The organism is Flavobacterium sp. UBA6195 (genome assembly GCF_002422095.1).
Lineage (GTDB): Bacteria > Bacteroidota > Bacteroidia > Flavobacteriales > Flavobacteriaceae > Flavobacterium.
Genome location: NZ_DITB01000059.1, coordinates 24586 through 39373, shown reverse-complemented (window position 1 = coordinate 39373; position 14788 = coordinate 24586). Strand labels below are relative to the sequence as shown.

At 33.2% G+C, this 14788-nt stretch carries 16 protein-coding genes; 9 read left to right on the top strand and 7 right to left on the bottom strand.

Annotation, left to right across the window (positions count from 1 at the left end; translation table 11 throughout):
• Positions 1 to 96: 96 nt before the first annotated feature.
• Together B4I81_RS04945 and B4I81_RS04940 are read left to right on the top strand one after the other, a co-directional pair.
• The gene (locus tag B4I81_RS04945) at positions 97 to 1008 is read left to right on the top strand and encodes an AEC family transporter (protein WP_291108338.1); all 912 of its coding nucleotides are present in this window, start codon (positions 97 to 99) and stop codon (positions 1006 to 1008) included.
• Positions 1009 to 1033: 25 nt separating this feature from the next.
• Positions 1034 to 2431 carry an FAD-binding oxidoreductase gene (locus B4I81_RS04940; RefSeq protein ID WP_291108336.1) on the top strand — a complete coding sequence of 466 codons (1398 nt, stop codon included), beginning with the start codon at positions 1034 to 1036 and terminating at the stop codon, positions 2429 to 2431.
• Positions 2432 to 2439: 8 nt separating this feature from the next.
• On the opposite strand, the gene B4I81_RS04935 is transcribed toward B4I81_RS04940, so the two are convergent.
• The 6 genes from B4I81_RS04935 to B4I81_RS04910 form a co-directional block, all read right to left on the bottom strand.
• A complete protein-coding gene (locus B4I81_RS04935) occupies positions 2440 to 2841 on the bottom strand; it encodes a hypothetical protein (protein WP_291108334.1) in 402 nt (133 codons plus the stop codon).
• 1 nt (position 2842) lies between these two features.
• A complete protein-coding gene (locus B4I81_RS04930) occupies positions 2843 to 3415 on the bottom strand; it encodes a hypothetical protein (RefSeq protein ID WP_291108332.1) in 573 nt (190 codons plus the stop codon).
• Positions 3416 to 3500: 85 nt separating this feature from the next.
• Positions 3501 to 6848 (bottom strand): preprotein translocase subunit SecA, encoded by a 3348-nt coding sequence (gene secA / locus B4I81_RS04925; RefSeq protein ID WP_291108330.1) that lies wholly within the window; start codon positions 6846 to 6848, stop codon positions 3501 to 3503.
• Between the two features lie 88 nt (positions 6849 to 6936).
• Positions 6937 to 7158: a DUF2795 domain-containing protein gene (locus B4I81_RS04920; RefSeq protein WP_002986941.1), complete on the bottom strand. Its 222-nt coding sequence runs from the start codon at positions 7156 to 7158 to the stop codon at positions 6937 to 6939.
• A 167-nt stretch (positions 7159 to 7325) separates the two neighbouring features.
• Positions 7326 to 7895, bottom strand: a complete 570-nt coding sequence (locus B4I81_RS04915; protein ID WP_291108328.1) for a cob(I)yrinic acid a,c-diamide adenosyltransferase — start codon at positions 7893 to 7895, stop codon at positions 7326 to 7328.
• A 47-nt stretch (positions 7896 to 7942) separates the two neighbouring features.
• Positions 7943 to 8821: a PPK2 family polyphosphate kinase gene (locus tag B4I81_RS04910; RefSeq protein WP_291108326.1), complete on the bottom strand. Its 879-nt coding sequence runs from the start codon at positions 8819 to 8821 to the stop codon at positions 7943 to 7945.
• A gap of 82 nt (positions 8822 to 8903) precedes the next feature.
• Here B4I81_RS04910 and B4I81_RS04905 point away from each other — a divergent pair, with 82 nt between their 5' ends.
• From B4I81_RS04905 to B4I81_RS04875, 7 genes are all read left to right on the top strand, one after another.
• The gene (locus B4I81_RS04905) at positions 8904 to 9731 is read left to right on the top strand and encodes a DUF6929 family protein (RefSeq protein ID WP_291108324.1); all 828 of its coding nucleotides are present in this window, start codon (positions 8904 to 8906) and stop codon (positions 9729 to 9731) included.
• Between the two features lie 174 nt (positions 9732 to 9905).
• Positions 9906 to 10439, top strand: a complete 534-nt coding sequence (locus tag B4I81_RS04900; protein ID WP_291108322.1) for an RNA polymerase sigma factor — start codon at positions 9906 to 9908, stop codon at positions 10437 to 10439.
• A gap of 2 nt (positions 10440 to 10441) precedes the next feature.
• Entirely contained in the window at positions 10442 to 11338 is an 897-nt protein-coding gene (locus B4I81_RS04895; RefSeq protein ID WP_291108320.1) for a hypothetical protein, read from the top strand.
• A 24-nt stretch (positions 11339 to 11362) separates the two neighbouring features.
• A complete protein-coding gene (locus tag B4I81_RS04890) occupies positions 11363 to 11695 on the top strand; it encodes a hypothetical protein (protein WP_291108318.1) in 333 nt (110 codons plus the stop codon).
• Positions 11685 to 12026 carry a hypothetical protein gene (locus tag B4I81_RS04885; RefSeq protein WP_291108316.1) on the top strand — a complete coding sequence of 114 codons (342 nt, stop codon included), beginning with the start codon at positions 11685 to 11687 and terminating at the stop codon, positions 12024 to 12026. The genes B4I81_RS04890 and B4I81_RS04885 overlap by 11 nt, the downstream gene beginning before the upstream one ends.
• Positions 12027 to 12057: 31 nt before the next feature.
• Positions 12058 to 12525, top strand: a complete 468-nt coding sequence (locus B4I81_RS04880; RefSeq protein WP_291108314.1) for a hypothetical protein — start codon at positions 12058 to 12060, stop codon at positions 12523 to 12525.
• Positions 12526 to 12546: 21 nt separating this feature from the next.
• A complete protein-coding gene (locus B4I81_RS04875) occupies positions 12547 to 13083 on the top strand; it encodes a hypothetical protein (RefSeq protein ID WP_291108312.1) in 537 nt (178 codons plus the stop codon).
• A 23-nt stretch (positions 13084 to 13106) separates the two neighbouring features.
• Here the strand turns inward: B4I81_RS04875 and B4I81_RS04870 are convergent, their stop codons facing one another.
• A complete protein-coding gene (locus B4I81_RS04870; protein ID WP_291108310.1) occupies positions 13107 to 14741 on the bottom strand; it encodes an ABC-F family ATP-binding cassette domain-containing protein in 1635 nt (544 codons plus the stop codon).
• Positions 14742 to 14788 lie beyond the last annotated feature (47 nt).

The following is a 14788-nucleotide window of genomic DNA, read 5'->3' as shown; positions in this document are numbered from 1 at the left end:
AAGAGTTTTGCTTTGTGTAAAAATACAAAAAATGTAGGAATATAAAACATCGAAATCTCAAGGTTTAATTACCTTTGTATTCTCGATTTTCGACATATGGAAAACATCATTCTTTTATTTTTATGTTTGATTTTAGGGATTGCACTTCAAAAAGTACCGCAATTTCCTAAAAACGCCTATCAAAGTTTGAATCAATATGTGATTTACGTCTCGCTTCCGGCTATGGCGTTGTATTATATTCCAAAAATTACGATTTCATTAGCTTTACTTTATCCATTAGGAATTGCGTGGTTAGGTTTCGGATTATCGTTTGTATTTTTCTATACTTTGGGAACGTATTTCAAATGGTCTAAAAAATTAATTGGCTGTTTGATTTTGACTGGTGGATTGAGCAATACTTCTTTCGTAGGATTTCCAATTATCGAAGCTTTGTATGGTGCAGACGGATTGAAAACCGCTATCATTGTTGACCAACCCGGTTCATTCGTAGTCGTAACTACCTTAGGAATTTTAGTCGCAGCGAGTTTTTCAAGAGGTAATTTAAGTACTTCTGAAATCTTGTTGAAAATTGTAAAATTTCCTCCTTTTATCGCTTTTACGATTGCACTTTGTTGCACACTATTTTCATTAGAATTTCCTGAAGCATTGCAAAACTCGTTTTTAAGAATTGGAAATACGGTAACTCCAGTCGCTTTAGTTGCTGTTGGATTGCAATTAAAAATTGATACCCGAAGTAAACATTGGCGTTTTCTAACGTTAGGATTACTTTTTAAATTGATATTGATGCCGACTTTTTTCTTCTTACTATACAAAATCGCATTAAACGGAAAAGGTTTAGAAATTGATGTTTCTATCATGGAATCTGCCATGGCACCAATGATTACGGGAGCGATTTTAGCCTCTAACTACGGATTAAAACCGAAATTAAGCAGCATGATGATTGGGATTGGAATTCCGTTGTCGTTGATTACTATTGCTATTTGGTATTGGGTTTTAAGTAGTTTTTAATATCTTTACTTTTCAATTTTACACTATGAATCCAGAAATATTATTTGCGCTTGAAAACATTGTAGGTTCGGCTTATATTTTTACTGATGAGGCTACTCGAAAAACGTATGGTCATGATGAAACGGAAGATTTGAGTTTTCCGCCTCATGTTGTGGTGAAACCTGCGAATGCTGAAGAAGTTGCGCAAATTTTAAAAGTTTCCAACACTTATAAAATTCCGACTACGCCAATTGGTGCGCGTACAGGTTTGAGTGGTGGCGCTTTATCGATTTATGGTGGTATTGCGATTTCAATGGAACGCTTTAATAAAATCATTGAAATTGATGAAAAAAATTTACAAGTTACCACAGAACCAGGTGTAATCACACAAGTTTTACGAGAAGCGGTTGCTGAAAAAGGCTTGTTTTATCCCGTAGATCCAAGTAGTATGGGAAGTTGTTTTATTGGTGGAAACATAGCTGAAAATTCAGGTGGTGCGAGAGCTTTGAAATATGGTGTTACGAAAGATTATGTACTAAATTTAGAAGTAGTTTTACCAACAGGCGATATCATTTGGACAGGTGCGAATACCTTGAAAAATTCGACAGGTTATAACCTAACGCAATTGATGGTTGGTAGCGAAGGAACTTTGGGAATCGTAACTAAAATTGTATTGAAATTATTACCTCAAAACAAACATAACTTATTGCTTTTGGTTCCGTTTTATAAAGCAGAGCAAGCATGTGAAGCGGTTTCAGCAATTTTTAGAGCCGGAATTGTGCCAAGCGCTTTAGAGTTTATGGAACGCGATTCTATTGATTGGACTTTAAAATTTGTAGATGGCTTAAATGTGGAAGTCAAAGAAAACGTTCAAGCGCATTTGTTGATTGAAGTAGATGGAAATTATCCAGAAATTTTGATGCAAGAAGCCGAACAAATTTTGGCAGTCGTAGAGCAATTTGAAATTGACGAAGTATTATTTGCCGACACCGAAGAACAAAAAAATGCCCTTTGGAAAATGCGTCGCTCTGTAGCGGAAGCGGTGAAAGCGAATTCGATTTATAAAGAAGAAGATACCGTTGTGCCAAGATACGAATTACCAAAACTATTAAAAGGCATCAAAGAAATTGGAGCGAAATATGGTTTTCAATCGGTGTGTTATGGACATGCGGGCGATGGTAATTTACATGTAAACATCATCAAAGGCAACATGTCTGATGACAATTGGAAAACCGAAGTTCCTAAAGGAATTCGTGAGATATTTGAATTGACAGTTAGTCTAAAAGGAACGCTTTCTGGCGAACACGGTATTGGTTTAGTACAAAAAAACTACATGGATATTGCGTTTTCAAAAGTACATTTGGAATTAATGGAACGCATCAAAGCCATTTTTGACCCAAATAATGTATTGAATCCTGGAAAGATTTTTCCGGATGGGGAATAATTAAAAAATTACTTATTCAAAAACTCCACCAAATTCGCATCCGCATTTTTAAACGTTGGCGGTTGTTCGATAATACTGGCTACGCGCTTTTTGTTTAATTTCATGGTAATATCGGCTTCGGTTGTAAATAACAGAGCTGATAAAAATGGGTTGTTGATGTGCGGAATTAACTCGGCTTCTAAATCATCTAATTTACAGATCTTTACTAATTCTTGCTTTTCGGTCGTGTAAATTTTATACGTCATCGACAATTTTAAGATGTTGTCTTCTACGATAGTTTTTACGTAAATGTTTTGTAATTCGGGTTTTCCAACGGTTTTGGCTAGCGTTAATTTAGCAAAAGTTCCATTTGCAATACTCGCTCTAACTTGGTTGAAAAATTCGGTGTAAGTGATATTATTTTCGTTCATATTATAATCCTAAAGCTTTTACAATTTTTGCATCAAATAACATCGAAAACATTTTGTTCTCTTTGTCTTTATTTAAAAATTTCCATTGGTTTTTTGTCAAATCATCCGCAACTGCGATTAGTGTAGAACGCATTTCAATACGGAATGTATTCGTTAACTTATCATAGGTTACTTTATCAGCTTCCATTGAAGATTTAAAAATATCAATCATAGATTCTGCATCATCCATTGGCTGCTTGAATTTCATCGTCATTACGTTATTGTACGTTACCATACAAAACGACTTCCCTTCAATTTTCTTGATTTCGCCAAATGAAAAATTAGGTTCTACTTCCACTAACTTTATTGAAAATTGCTCGCTTTCCATCATTTGACCAAACATTGCTTTCATTTGGTCTTGCGATACAATATCGAATACTTTTGGGTATGTAGTTTCAAAAAAAGCCTCAAAATTCATATTCACACTCGCTTTGTATGATTTTAAAGCTTCTGTTTTTAACGAAGCCATATCTTGTGCTAAAACAGCAATAGTTTGAAAAAGAAAGAATGTGAAGAATAGAATTTTGGTTTTCATTTTGTGTGATTTTAATTTTATCAAAGATAAAAAATCCCCAACTACTTTTAGCAATTGAGGATTAGTTTATTTCTATGATTTTCGATTATTCGTTAACCAAAACCCATTCACCAGAAGCAATCATGCTTTCTGCTTTTTTGTATTTCATGGTTTCGCTTTTCCCACTCATTACGTGTTTGATAGTAACAGTGTCATTACGATTGATTTTTGGCATTTCTCGAGTAATCGTTTCTGTAACTTGAGGTCTTTGACTTGCCATTTCTCCTGCTCTTTTAGCTTCTGAAGCTGGTGAGTCTAAATCCTCTTTCGTTTCTGTATATTGTTCTTGACGTGTTTCTTGTCTTGCTTCTTGAATATTTTCATTACGATGTGGTAAATCGCCTTTAAATAAGAACGAAATTACTTCTTTATTCACATCGTCAATCATTTTCTTGAACAAGTTGAACGCTTCAAATTTGTAAATCAATAATGGATCTTTTTGTTCGTGAACCGCTAACTGAACCGATTGTTTCAATTCGTCCATTTTACGTAAGTGTTTTTTCCAAGCTTCATCTACAATTGCTAATGTGATGTTTTTCTCGAAATCTGCCACTAACGAACGACCTTCAGTTGTATACGCTTTTTCTAAATCAGTAACTACGTTTAAAGATTTAATTCCATCTGTGAAAGGAACAATAATTCTTTGGTACTGACCATTATTGTTTTCGTAAACATTTTTGATAATTGGATACGCTTCACGTGCATCTCTAGCAATTTTCTCCTCATAATGAGCTAAAACTGCTTTGTACGTTTTTCCAGTAATTTCTCTTGCTGATAATTTTGCAAATTCCGCTGGTGTAACTGGTGCACTGATTGAAAAATAACGAATCAATTCAAATTCAAAATTTTTGAAATCTTCTGCTAGTTTGTTTTGTTCCACTACTAATTCGCAAGTGTCGTACATCATGTTTGCAATATCCACTTTCAAACGTTCTCCGTGTAAAGCGTGACGTCTTCTTTTGTATACTACTTCTCTTTGTGCATTCATTACGTCGTCATATTCTAACAAACGTTTACGAACTCCAAAGTTGTTTTCTTCTACTTTTTTCTGTGCTCTTTCGATAGATTTTGTCATCATCGAATGTTGAATTACTTCACCTTCTTTTAGACCAATTCTATCCATAACTTTCGCTACTCTTTCTGAACCGAATAAACGCATTAAGTTATCTTCCAAAGACACGTAGAATTGTGAACTACCCACATCTCCTTGACGACCCGCACGACCTCTTAACTGACGGTCAACACGACGCGAATCGTGACGTTCCGTTCCGATAATTGCTAAACCACCTGCTTTTTTCACTTCGTCAGATAATTTAATATCGGTACCACGACCTGCCATATTCGTTGCAATCGTAACTACTCCAGGCTTACCTGCTTCCGCTACAATTTCCGCCTCACTTTTGTGCATTTTAGCATTCAATACGTTGTGTTGAATACCTCTTAATTTCAACATTCGGCTTAATAATTCCGAAATCTCTACTGAAGTTGTTCCAATCAATACTGGTCTTCCTGCATTTGATAATTGTACTACATCTTCAATAACAGCATTGAATTTCTCACGAACCGTTCTGTAAATTAAATCGTCTTTATCTTTACGAGCAATTGGACGATTCGTTGGAATTTCCACCACATCTAATTTGTAGATTTCCCAGAATTCTCCTGCTTCCGTTGAAGCTGTTCCCGTCATACCTCCCAACTTGTTATACATACGAAAATAATTCTGTAAAGTAATAGTTGCGAAAGTTTGAGTTGCCGCTTCGATTTTTACGTTTTCTTTAGCTTCGATTGCCTGGTGTAAACCATCCGAGTAACGACGACCATCCATGATACGTCCTGTTTGCTCATCTACAATCATCACTTTATTGTCCATGATAACGTACTCCGTATCTTTTTCGAATAAAGTATACGCTTTTAATAACTGCGTTAACGTGTGAATACGCTCTGATTTTACAGAGAAATCACGGAATAATTCTTCTTTTTTCTCAGCTGCCTCTTCTGGAGATAAATTTTCCTTTTCAATTTGGGCAATTCCTGTTCCAATATCGGGTAAAACGAAGAATTGAGCATCTGTATCGGTTGATAAAAACTGAATTCCGTTATCTGTTAATTCAACCTGATTATTTTTTTCTTCGATAACAAAGTACAACGCCTCATCGATTTTTGGCATTTCTCTGTTGTTATCTTGCATGTAGTAATTCTCTGTTTTTTGAAGTAATTGTTTTACTCCTTCTTCCGATAAGAATTTGATTAACGCTTTACTTTTTGGTAACGCTCTATATGAACGATATAAGTTGAATCCAGCATCTTTAGTATTTCCTTCTTTGAACAAACGTTTAGCTTCTGTCAAACAATCCGTAGCTAATTTACGTTGTAAACTAACTAAGTTTTCAACTTTAGGTTTTAATTCTAAGAATTCATGACGATCTCCTTGCGGAACTGGTCCGGAAATAATCAATGGTGTTCTAGCATCGTCAATTAAAACTGAATCGACCTCATCGACAATCGCATAATTGTGTTTGCGTTGTACCAAATCTTCCGGAGCATGCGCCATATTATCACGAAGGTAATCGAAACCAAATTCGTTGTTTGTTCCGTATGTAATATCAGCATTATAGGCTTTTCTTCTCTCTGGAGAGTTTGGTTGATGATTATCAATACAATCAACTGTCATTCCGTGGAATTCGAACAAAGGAGCTTTCCAAGTACTATCACGACGCGCTAAGTAGTCATTCACGGTTACTAAGTGAACTCCGTTTCCTGTTAACGCATTCAAGTATAAAGGAAGTGTTGCTACTAAAGTTTTTCCTTCTCCCGTTTGCATTTCGGCAATTTTACCTTGATGCAACACAACTCCACCAATCAACTGAACGTCGTAGTGAATCATATCCCAAGTGATTTCTTTTCCTGCAGCATTCCAAGAATTTGCCCAAGTAGCATTATCACCTTCAATTGCGATATACGATTTAGTGGCTGATAACTCTCTGTCTTTTGGAGTTGCTATAACCGTAATTGATGTATTATCTTTGAAACGACGAGCCGTTTCTTTCACCACTGCAAAAGCTTCTGGAAGAATTTCATTTAATACTTTCTCAGAAATCTCATAAGCTTCTTTCTCGATTTTATCGATTTCAGCATAAATATCTTCACGTGCATCGATGTCTTGAGTTTGTTCAGCGTCTTGTTTTAAAGAAGTAATTTTAGCGTCTTTGTCAGCGCGAGCTTGTTGAATTTTAGCTTTGAATTCGGCTGTTTTAGCTCGTAACTCATCATGAGACAATGCTTGTAAAGCACTCTCAAAAGATTTTACTTTGTTAATAAGTGGTTGAATCGCTTTTACATCTTTCTCCGATTTGTCTCCCACAAAAGCTTTCAATATGGAATTTATGATACTCATAATTTTTTATTTTCTAAATAGGTTTGCAAATATAACCACAAAAAAAGTCTCAGTAAAGAGACTTGTTTCTGTTGTGTTTATTTATTTTTTAATATTCATCCTCATTCCAAAGATAATCTTCGTCAGTAGGATAATCAGGCCAAATCTCTTCCATTGATTCATAGATTTCTCCTTCGTCTTCTATAGATTGTAAGTTTTCCACTACTTCTAATGGAGCTCCAGTTCTGATAGCATAGTCGATAAGTTCATCTTTGGTTGCTGGCCAAGGTGCATCACTTAAGTATGATGCTAATTCTAATGTCCAATACATCTTTTATCGATTTAAGTTTATGCAAAAATAAATTTAATACCCAATAAGGCAAGTTTTTTTTTACTTTTTTTATTAAAATTTAAGAACGTTTTTTTTTAAGTGCTCAAAACATGAGTTTTCATCACTATTTTCAGATATACTGAACACTTAAAACTGATTACCGAACACTATTTTCTAGGAATCCATTGTACTTCGTCAGCGTTCAAATCATGGGACAACTTTCGTGCCAACACAAAAAGATAGTCAGAAAGTCGGTTTAGGTACTTAATTACCCGTTCATCTGTGGGTTCTATGTCATTCAAATGTACCGCTAAACGCTCGGCTCTACGGCATACACAGCGTGCAATATGACAATATGACACAGTTGTGTGTCCGCCTGGCAAAACAAAATGTGTCATTGGCGGTAACGCTTCTTCCATAGTATCGATTTCGTTTTCCAAAAATTCAATATCCGATTCCACAATTCCAAGGTTTTGCAAACGTGGTTGACCGTTTTTTAAGGTTTCTTTTTCAGGCGGAGTTGCTAAAATAGCTCCAACTGTGAATAATCTATCTTGAACTTCGATTAGGACATTTTTGTATAAATCGCTTATGTCTTGGTCGCGAATTAATCCGATGTGAGAATTTAATTCATCAACTGTTCCATAACTTTCGATTCGGATATGATGTTTTGGCACACGTGTTCCACCAAATAATGCTGTGGTTCCCGTGTCGCCTGTTTTTGTGTATACTTTCATTATACTTTATAATTTTAAAATTAGATAAGACAAGTCATGACTTGTCTCTACGTTTTTTTTAATTGTGCTCTATATTCTTCAATATTCGCTTTCACTTTTGGATCTAATTCGGGTTCAGCTATATCTGTTAATTTTTGCATTTCTTCCCAAATGGTTTTGGCAACAATATATCGCGCTACACCTTTATCATCTGCTGGAATAATGTACCAAGGCGCAAAATCGGTTGACGTTTTATTAATCGCTTCTTCGTAATATTTCATGTAATCGTCCCAACGTTCGCGCTCTTTTAAATCGCCAGCACTGAATTTCCAATTGTCTTCTGGATTTTCTAATCGCTTTAATAAACGTTCTCTTTGTTCGTCTTTACTCATGTGAAAATAGAACTTTAAGATTTTAGTTCCATTTTGCGAAATATGCTTTTCGAAATTCACCATTTGTTCCATTCGATTTTCCCAAAATTGAGGTGTAATATCTTCCACCTTTTCAATTCCTGGTAAGTTTTCAAACAAAATATATTCGGGATGCACTCGCGTTACCAATACATTTTCATAATGTGTTCGATTGAAAACAGCGAATTTTCCTTTTTCGGGTAATGCCAAATAATGACGCCATAAATAATCGTGTTCCAATTCAGTTGAATTGGGTGTTTTAAAACTATGCACAACTACGCCACGCGGATTAAATTCTTTGAAAACCTCACGAATTAAACTATCTTTTCCGCTGGTATCCATTCCTTGTAAGCAAATTAAAAACGCATGACGGTTGTGCGCGTACATGGCATCTTGCTTTTTAGAAAGTTTCTTTTGGATTTTATCCAAGGCTAATTCTTCTTGTTCTTTCTCAGTATCAATAGGAAGTTTGGTTAGAAAATCATCTAACTTAATTTTACCTTTCACTTTAAAATCTTCAATATTGATATTTTCCATCGTTGTTGGTTTTAAATCTCTGTAAAAATAGTACTTTTAGAGGCTAATTTGCGCTAAAAATTGTTAACTCTTTTGTAAAAATATGGAAAATTTTAAACTTACTAATTTCTTCACGATAAAAGGTATTTCTGCTGCATCGGGATTGGTGTATTCCCAAAATGTTTTATTTGTTATTTCGGATTCGAGTAACTTTTTGTACCAATACGACATCGATAAAAAACTTTTGTTGAAATTTCCATTGGTAAAAGAAGCGAGAGAAAACATTGAAAAAGAAAATAAACCTGATTTAGAGAGCATTACCCAATATGGAAATCAACTAATTATGTTGGGTTCAGGTTCAACTCAAAAACGTAATACGATGTTCACTTTAGATTTGGGTTCGGATGCTTTACAAACGCAAGATTTAAGTGTTTTATACCAAAATTTAAAAAATGTTGGTTCGTTTACCGATGACCAATTGAATATTGAAGGTGCTATTTATGCACATCAAACCATGTTACTTTTTCAAAGAGGCAATTCAAAAAATAGTCGAAACGGCATTTTTATTATTCCGAATAACCAAGAAGATGGTATTCGATTTGTACCGATTTCACTTCCAACATTAGATGATATTGAAACCACTTTTACCGATGCGATTTTAGTGAACGATAAAATTTATTTCTTGGCTTGCGCCGAAAATACAACATCTACTTATGAAGATGGTGAAGTTTTAGGAACCATTTTAGGCATCATGCACGCACCGACATTTGAAATTATTGATATGCAATTATTATCGGAACATCAGAAATTTGAAGGTATTACACTTTACAAAGAATCAGAAAATGAAATTGAGTTTTTATTGTGCGAAGACAATGATACGGAGACTTTAGAAGCTGAAATTTACAAGTTAACGTTGAAAACTGAAAACTAATTTCTGAACACTGAAAACTTTTTTAACTTCTTCCCAACCTTTTACCAACTTTTATGCTCTATATAAAAAAAGGAAGCAAGAACAAGGACAAAAACAAAGTCAATTACAAGTACAAAAAAAACAAATTGAATATTGCATTTGCCCTTGAACTTGATTTTTGAAAAAAAACATTTTATGGATGTAAAACACATACAAGGCTGCCGAAAACAACACCGTGAAGCACAACGCATGGTGTATGAAATTATGGCGCCGAAGCTCTATCGTTTGTGTAAACGGTATTTAAAAAAGGAGGAAGAAATTGAAGAAGTATTGGCCGATGCTTTTTTTACCCTATTTACAAAAATAGATCAACTAAAAGAAGATTTGGCTTTCGAAGCTTGGGCGCGAAAAATAACGGTGAACAATTGTCTATTGCAAATAAAAAAGAACATCAACTTTAATTTATACTTGGAAGATGTGAGCTACAATTCGCAACCTTTAGCAGATGAAGTCACTGATTTAGAAGAAGAAGATTTGCTCAATTTACTGAATTACATTCCCGATGGATGCCAAACGATTTTTAATTTGTTTGTGATTGAAGGCTATTCGCACAAAGAAATTGCAGAACAACTTGGTATTAGTGAAGGGACATCGAAATCGCAATTGAATGCAGCGAAAAGTAAATTAAAAGAATTGGTAAGAACTTTTTATTATCAAAAAGCAAAATAGTCATGGGAACAGAAGAAAAATTATATAAAAAAATACAACAAGCTGCCGAAAACGCCGAGCAAAAAGACTTTCCAGGCATGGAGAAGATTTGGGCGCGCGTGGAAGACAAATTAGAAACCCAAACGCTTCAAAAGGAGAAACATTTGTGGAAAAAATTGGCGGTAGCAGCATCAGTAGTTTTATTAGGAACGCTAGCTTTTTTCTTACTACAAGAAAAAGAAACTGTAATTGTTCCAGAAAATACCATTACTACAATTATTGATTCATCAAAAAATATGATTCCAACGCCGGAATCGGCTAATGGATTTGTAAATACGACTCCAAAAATTAAAAAAAATGCCGAACAAATTTTACAACAACAAATTGTAATTCAAAACAATATTGTAATTAACGATACCTTCAATTACGCATCAAAAAAAGAAATGATGATTCCAAAATTTATTGTTAAGGAAGAAGTTCAAGAAATGGCAAAAACGAGTTTGGTTCCAACATATAACAATACCATTTTGAATTCGGCTTCTGCAAATGATTCGGGAAATTTAGCAAAAGGGAAGCGTTATGATTTCACAATGAATTTAGCCGAAACTAATCAGAATAAAGATAAAAAAACAACCAACGACGATTTACTTTTGATTGATGGTAAAATGAGTGAAAAATCACTAGACAATATCAATCCAGAAGAAATTGAATCGATTATCGAACTAAAAGAACCTATTTATTTTATCAACGGTGTGGAATATTCAGAAGAATCCTTGTTTGGAGAAAAACCCACGAGTCCGTATGCGCCTTTAAGTAAACAAAAAATTGAAAAAATTGAAGTCATCAAACCTTCAGATGCCGTAAAAATTTATGGTAAAAAAGGAGAAAAAGGTGTGGTGATTATTTCGATTAAGAAATAGCAATAACAATTTAAAATTCAAATTATGAAAAGACAATTAATCCTATTCTTATTTCTATCTTTTTTGACTTCTCATTTAAGTTTCAGTCAAGATACCATAATGAATCAACCAAAAAAGTCCACAAACATAGTTAAGAGAGATAAACCTCTAATTGTAGTAAATGATTCCATTTTAAAATATGAAGTTATAGAATATTTAAATCCTAATGACATTGAATCTATAACCGTTTGGAAAGATGAAAAAGCTAAATCATTATATGGTGAAAAAGGAAAATTTGGTGTAATCATTATTACTACTAAAAATATCTCAAAAGAAAATCTAATAAAAATCTACAAAGAATTTAAAGATGAACTTTAAACAAATTATCATAATTGTTTTATTCAGCGTTGCACTTCATGCACAAGAGAAGAAACAAAACGACACCATCAAAATCGAAATTAACTCAAAAACCAAAACCATTTATCTTTTAGGTGGAATTGCCTCTGTAATCACCAAAGAAGATTTGGCTTTTGCGAAGAAATACAACATATACTTTCACGATTTTGGTTGCATTCCTCCTACTAACTTTAAGGAATATGAAACTAAAAATGAATTGGTTTTTGAATATCTAAACAAAACTTATGGAAATCAATGGCAAAAAGAAATCAAGCCTAGTGTTATGGGATTTGAGAAATGGAAGAAGAAATGAATTTTGGAATGAAATTTGAAAACATCTTTTTATGAAGCAAATAACTACGTTACTAATAGTATTTTTATCGAATATAATAATTGCCCAAGAGAACAAAGCTTTAATTGGCAAATGGAAAGTTATTGAAATTTTCAATAATGATTATTTTTATAAAGTTGAAAACGATTCGATAGTTTTATCTGAAAAAATGCAAAAACTCTATCGCAATAAAATTTTACAACAAGATTATAAAGCTTCAATTAGAAGCGATAATAGAGAAGTGATTTTCGAATTTAGAAATGAGAATGAGTTTTATTATTTTTTTTCAGAAAAAGCGTTATTTCCAACTTTCAAAGGAACTTATGAGATAATCAATAACTTACTGTTTTTGGATGTAACAAATCTTGCAAATATTAAAATAAAAAAAGAAGCATCATTCTATTTTAAGGATGGCAACTTGCATTTTACTATGCATTTAGAATCTAATAACCCTTATAATTACACACTCAAGAAGTTATAATTTTAACTTTAAAAGAAGTTTATGAAGAAAGTTATATTATTAATAGTACTTATTCAACTATCAAGTTGTAAAACTTATACGAAATTTAATACAAACGAATTAAGTCAATCTGACACTATTTATCATCTTGATTTATCAAATAAAAATTTAAAAACACAACCTGATTTATCAAAATTTACGATTATTGAACTTAATATTTCCAAAAATAAAATAGCTACTTTTGATGAAAATAAACTTCCAAAAGGAATTCAAAAACTAAATTTTAGTAGCAATAGGATTTCAAAAAAAGTTGTATTTCGAAAAGAAAGAAATCTTGAATCCGTTAATTTTTCAAATAATAAAATGGAATCCTTTTACTATACAAATGGAATTGTCAAAAATCTAAACCTGTCTAACAATAAATTAGTTAGTATTCAAATGCCTTTATATAATGACAAAAGAGCTGACACTTTGAATGTAGCAAATAATCCAAAATTAAAAACAACAGAAATTAACAATATTGGTTTTCCTAGATTTTATAAAACACTAATTAACTTCTCAATCAATACTAAAAATTAAAAGCTCCAATTGGAGCTTTTAATTTATTTTTCAATCTCTTTCAAAGATTCCATTTTCTTGTGTGCTAAGAAGCCTTTGATATCTTCAAAATGTTCTTTAACGCGTTTGTGTCCAAATTCGAATACTTTTTCGGCTAAACCATCAAGGAAATCACGGTCGTGAGAAACTAGAATTAATGTTCCGTCAAAATCTCGTAATGCATCTTTAATGATGTCTTTAGTTTTCATATCTAAGTGATTTGTTGGCTCATCCAAAATTAAAACGTTTACAGGTTCTAACAATAATTTAATCATGGCCAAACGTGTTTTCTCTCCTCCTGAAAGCACTTTTACTTTCTTTTGGATATCATCACCTTTAAACATGAAAGCGCCTAACATATCTTTAATTTTCGTACGAATATCTCCAACTGCAATTCTATCAATCGTATCAAAAACAGTTGCTTCTCCATCTAATAAAGAAGCTTGATTTTGTGCAAAGTAACCGATTTGAGCATTATGACCAATTTCAACTTTTCCGCCTTCGTACTCAATTTCGCCCATAATGGCTTTAATCATGGTTGATTTTCCTTCTCCATTTTTACCTACAAAAGCTACTTTTTGACCTCTTTCAATAACCATATTAGCATTATTGAAGACTACATGATCACCATATTTTTTAGTAAGCTCACTCACAACAACAGGATATTGTCCAGAACGAGGCGATGGTGGAAATTTTAATTTTAAAGCCGATGTATCTACTTCGTCAACTTCTACAAGAACTAATTTTTCTAACATACGAACACGCGATTGTACTTGTTCTGTTTTTGAAAATGTTCCTCTAAATCGTTCAATAAAAGCTTGATTTTCAGCAATGAATTTCTGTTGCTCATCATACGCTTTTTGTTGGTGAATTCTTCTATCCTGACGTAAAACCAAATAGTCTGAATATTTTGCTTTATAATCATAAATTCTTCCCATTGTAACTTCAATGGTACGATTGGTAATATTATCTACAAACGCTCTATCGTGTGAAATTACCATTACTGCCTTAGCCTGATTGATTAAAAACTCTTCTAACCATTGAATACTTTCCATATCCAAGTGATTTGTAGGCTCATCTAAAAGAATCAAATCAGGTTTTTTCAATAAGATTTTGGCTAATTCGATACGCATTCTCCAGCCTCCAGAAAATTCTGATGTTAATCGAGTAAAATCTTCTCTTTCAAAACCTAAACCTTTTAAAACTTTCTCAACTTCCGCTTCATAATTCACTTCTTCAATCGAATAAAATTTTTCAGATAATTCGGAAACACGTTCAATTAACTTCATGTATTCATCACTTTCATAATCCGTTCGAACTGTTAATTGTTCGTTGATATCATCGATTTCTTTTTTCATGTTTAAAACTTCAGAAAATGCCTTTGAAGTTTCTTCCATTACGGTACAATTATCAGAAGTTAACAAATGTTGGGGTAAATAGGCAATTACAGCATCACTTGGTGCCGAAATTCCACCTCTAGTAGGTTTATTGGCTCCGGCTACAATTTTTAACAAAGTTGATTTTCCTGCTCCATTTTTACCCATTAAAGCAATTTTATCATTTTCATTAATAGCAAAAGTAATATCACTAAAAAGGGTAGTTCCGCCAAATTCTACGGCAACGTCGTTAACTGTAATCATAATGTAAGTTTAAAAGTTTAAGGTTTAAAAGGTTAAAAGGGATTCCT

What these genes read in the sequence shown, in the direction of transcription:
- B4I81_RS04935 (WP_291108334.1), bottom strand. Translation starts at nt 2,841, where the DNA reads ATGAACGAAAATAATATCACTTACACCGAATTTTTCAACCAAGTTAGA.
- B4I81_RS04920 (WP_002986941.1), bottom strand. Translation starts at nt 7,158, where the DNA reads ATGTATTGGACATTAGAATTAGCATCATACTTAAGTGATGCACCTTGG.
- B4I81_RS04905 (WP_291108324.1), top strand. Translation starts at nt 8,904, where the DNA reads ATGGAAAATTTTAAACTTACTAATTTCTTCACGATAAAAGGTATTTCT.
- B4I81_RS04945 (WP_291108338.1), top strand. Translation starts at nt 97, where the DNA reads ATGGAAAACATCATTCTTTTATTTTTATGTTTGATTTTAGGGATTGCA.
- B4I81_RS04880 (WP_291108314.1), top strand. Translation starts at nt 12,058, where the DNA reads ATGAAGCAAATAACTACGTTACTAATAGTATTTTTATCGAATATAATA.
- B4I81_RS04895 (WP_291108320.1), top strand. Translation starts at nt 10,442, where the DNA reads ATGGGAACAGAAGAAAAATTATATAAAAAAATACAACAAGCTGCCGAA.
- B4I81_RS04940 (WP_291108336.1), top strand. Translation starts at nt 1,034, where the DNA reads ATGAATCCAGAAATATTATTTGCGCTTGAAAACATTGTAGGTTCGGCT.
- B4I81_RS04875 (WP_291108312.1), top strand. Translation starts at nt 12,547, where the DNA reads ATGAAGAAAGTTATATTATTAATAGTACTTATTCAACTATCAAGTTGT.
- B4I81_RS04890 (WP_291108318.1), top strand. Translation starts at nt 11,363, where the DNA reads ATGAAAAGACAATTAATCCTATTCTTATTTCTATCTTTTTTGACTTCT.
- B4I81_RS04930 (WP_291108332.1), bottom strand. Translation starts at nt 3,415, where the DNA reads ATGAAAACCAAAATTCTATTCTTCACATTCTTTCTTTTTCAAACTATT.
- B4I81_RS04900 (WP_291108322.1), top strand. Translation starts at nt 9,906, where the DNA reads ATGGATGTAAAACACATACAAGGCTGCCGAAAACAACACCGTGAAGCA.
- B4I81_RS04885 (WP_291108316.1), top strand. Translation starts at nt 11,685, where the DNA reads ATGAACTTTAAACAAATTATCATAATTGTTTTATTCAGCGTTGCACTT.
- secA (WP_291108330.1), bottom strand. Translation starts at nt 6,848, where the DNA reads ATGAGTATCATAAATTCCATATTGAAAGCTTTTGTGGGAGACAAATCG.
- B4I81_RS04915 (WP_291108328.1), bottom strand. Translation starts at nt 7,895, where the DNA reads ATGAAAGTATACACAAAAACAGGCGACACGGGAACCACAGCATTATTT.
- B4I81_RS04910 (WP_291108326.1), bottom strand. Translation starts at nt 8,821, where the DNA reads ATGGAAAATATCAATATTGAAGATTTTAAAGTGAAAGGTAAAATTAAG.
- B4I81_RS04870 (WP_291108310.1), bottom strand. Translation starts at nt 14,741, where the DNA reads ATGATTACAGTTAACGACGTTGCCGTAGAATTTGGCGGAACTACCCTT.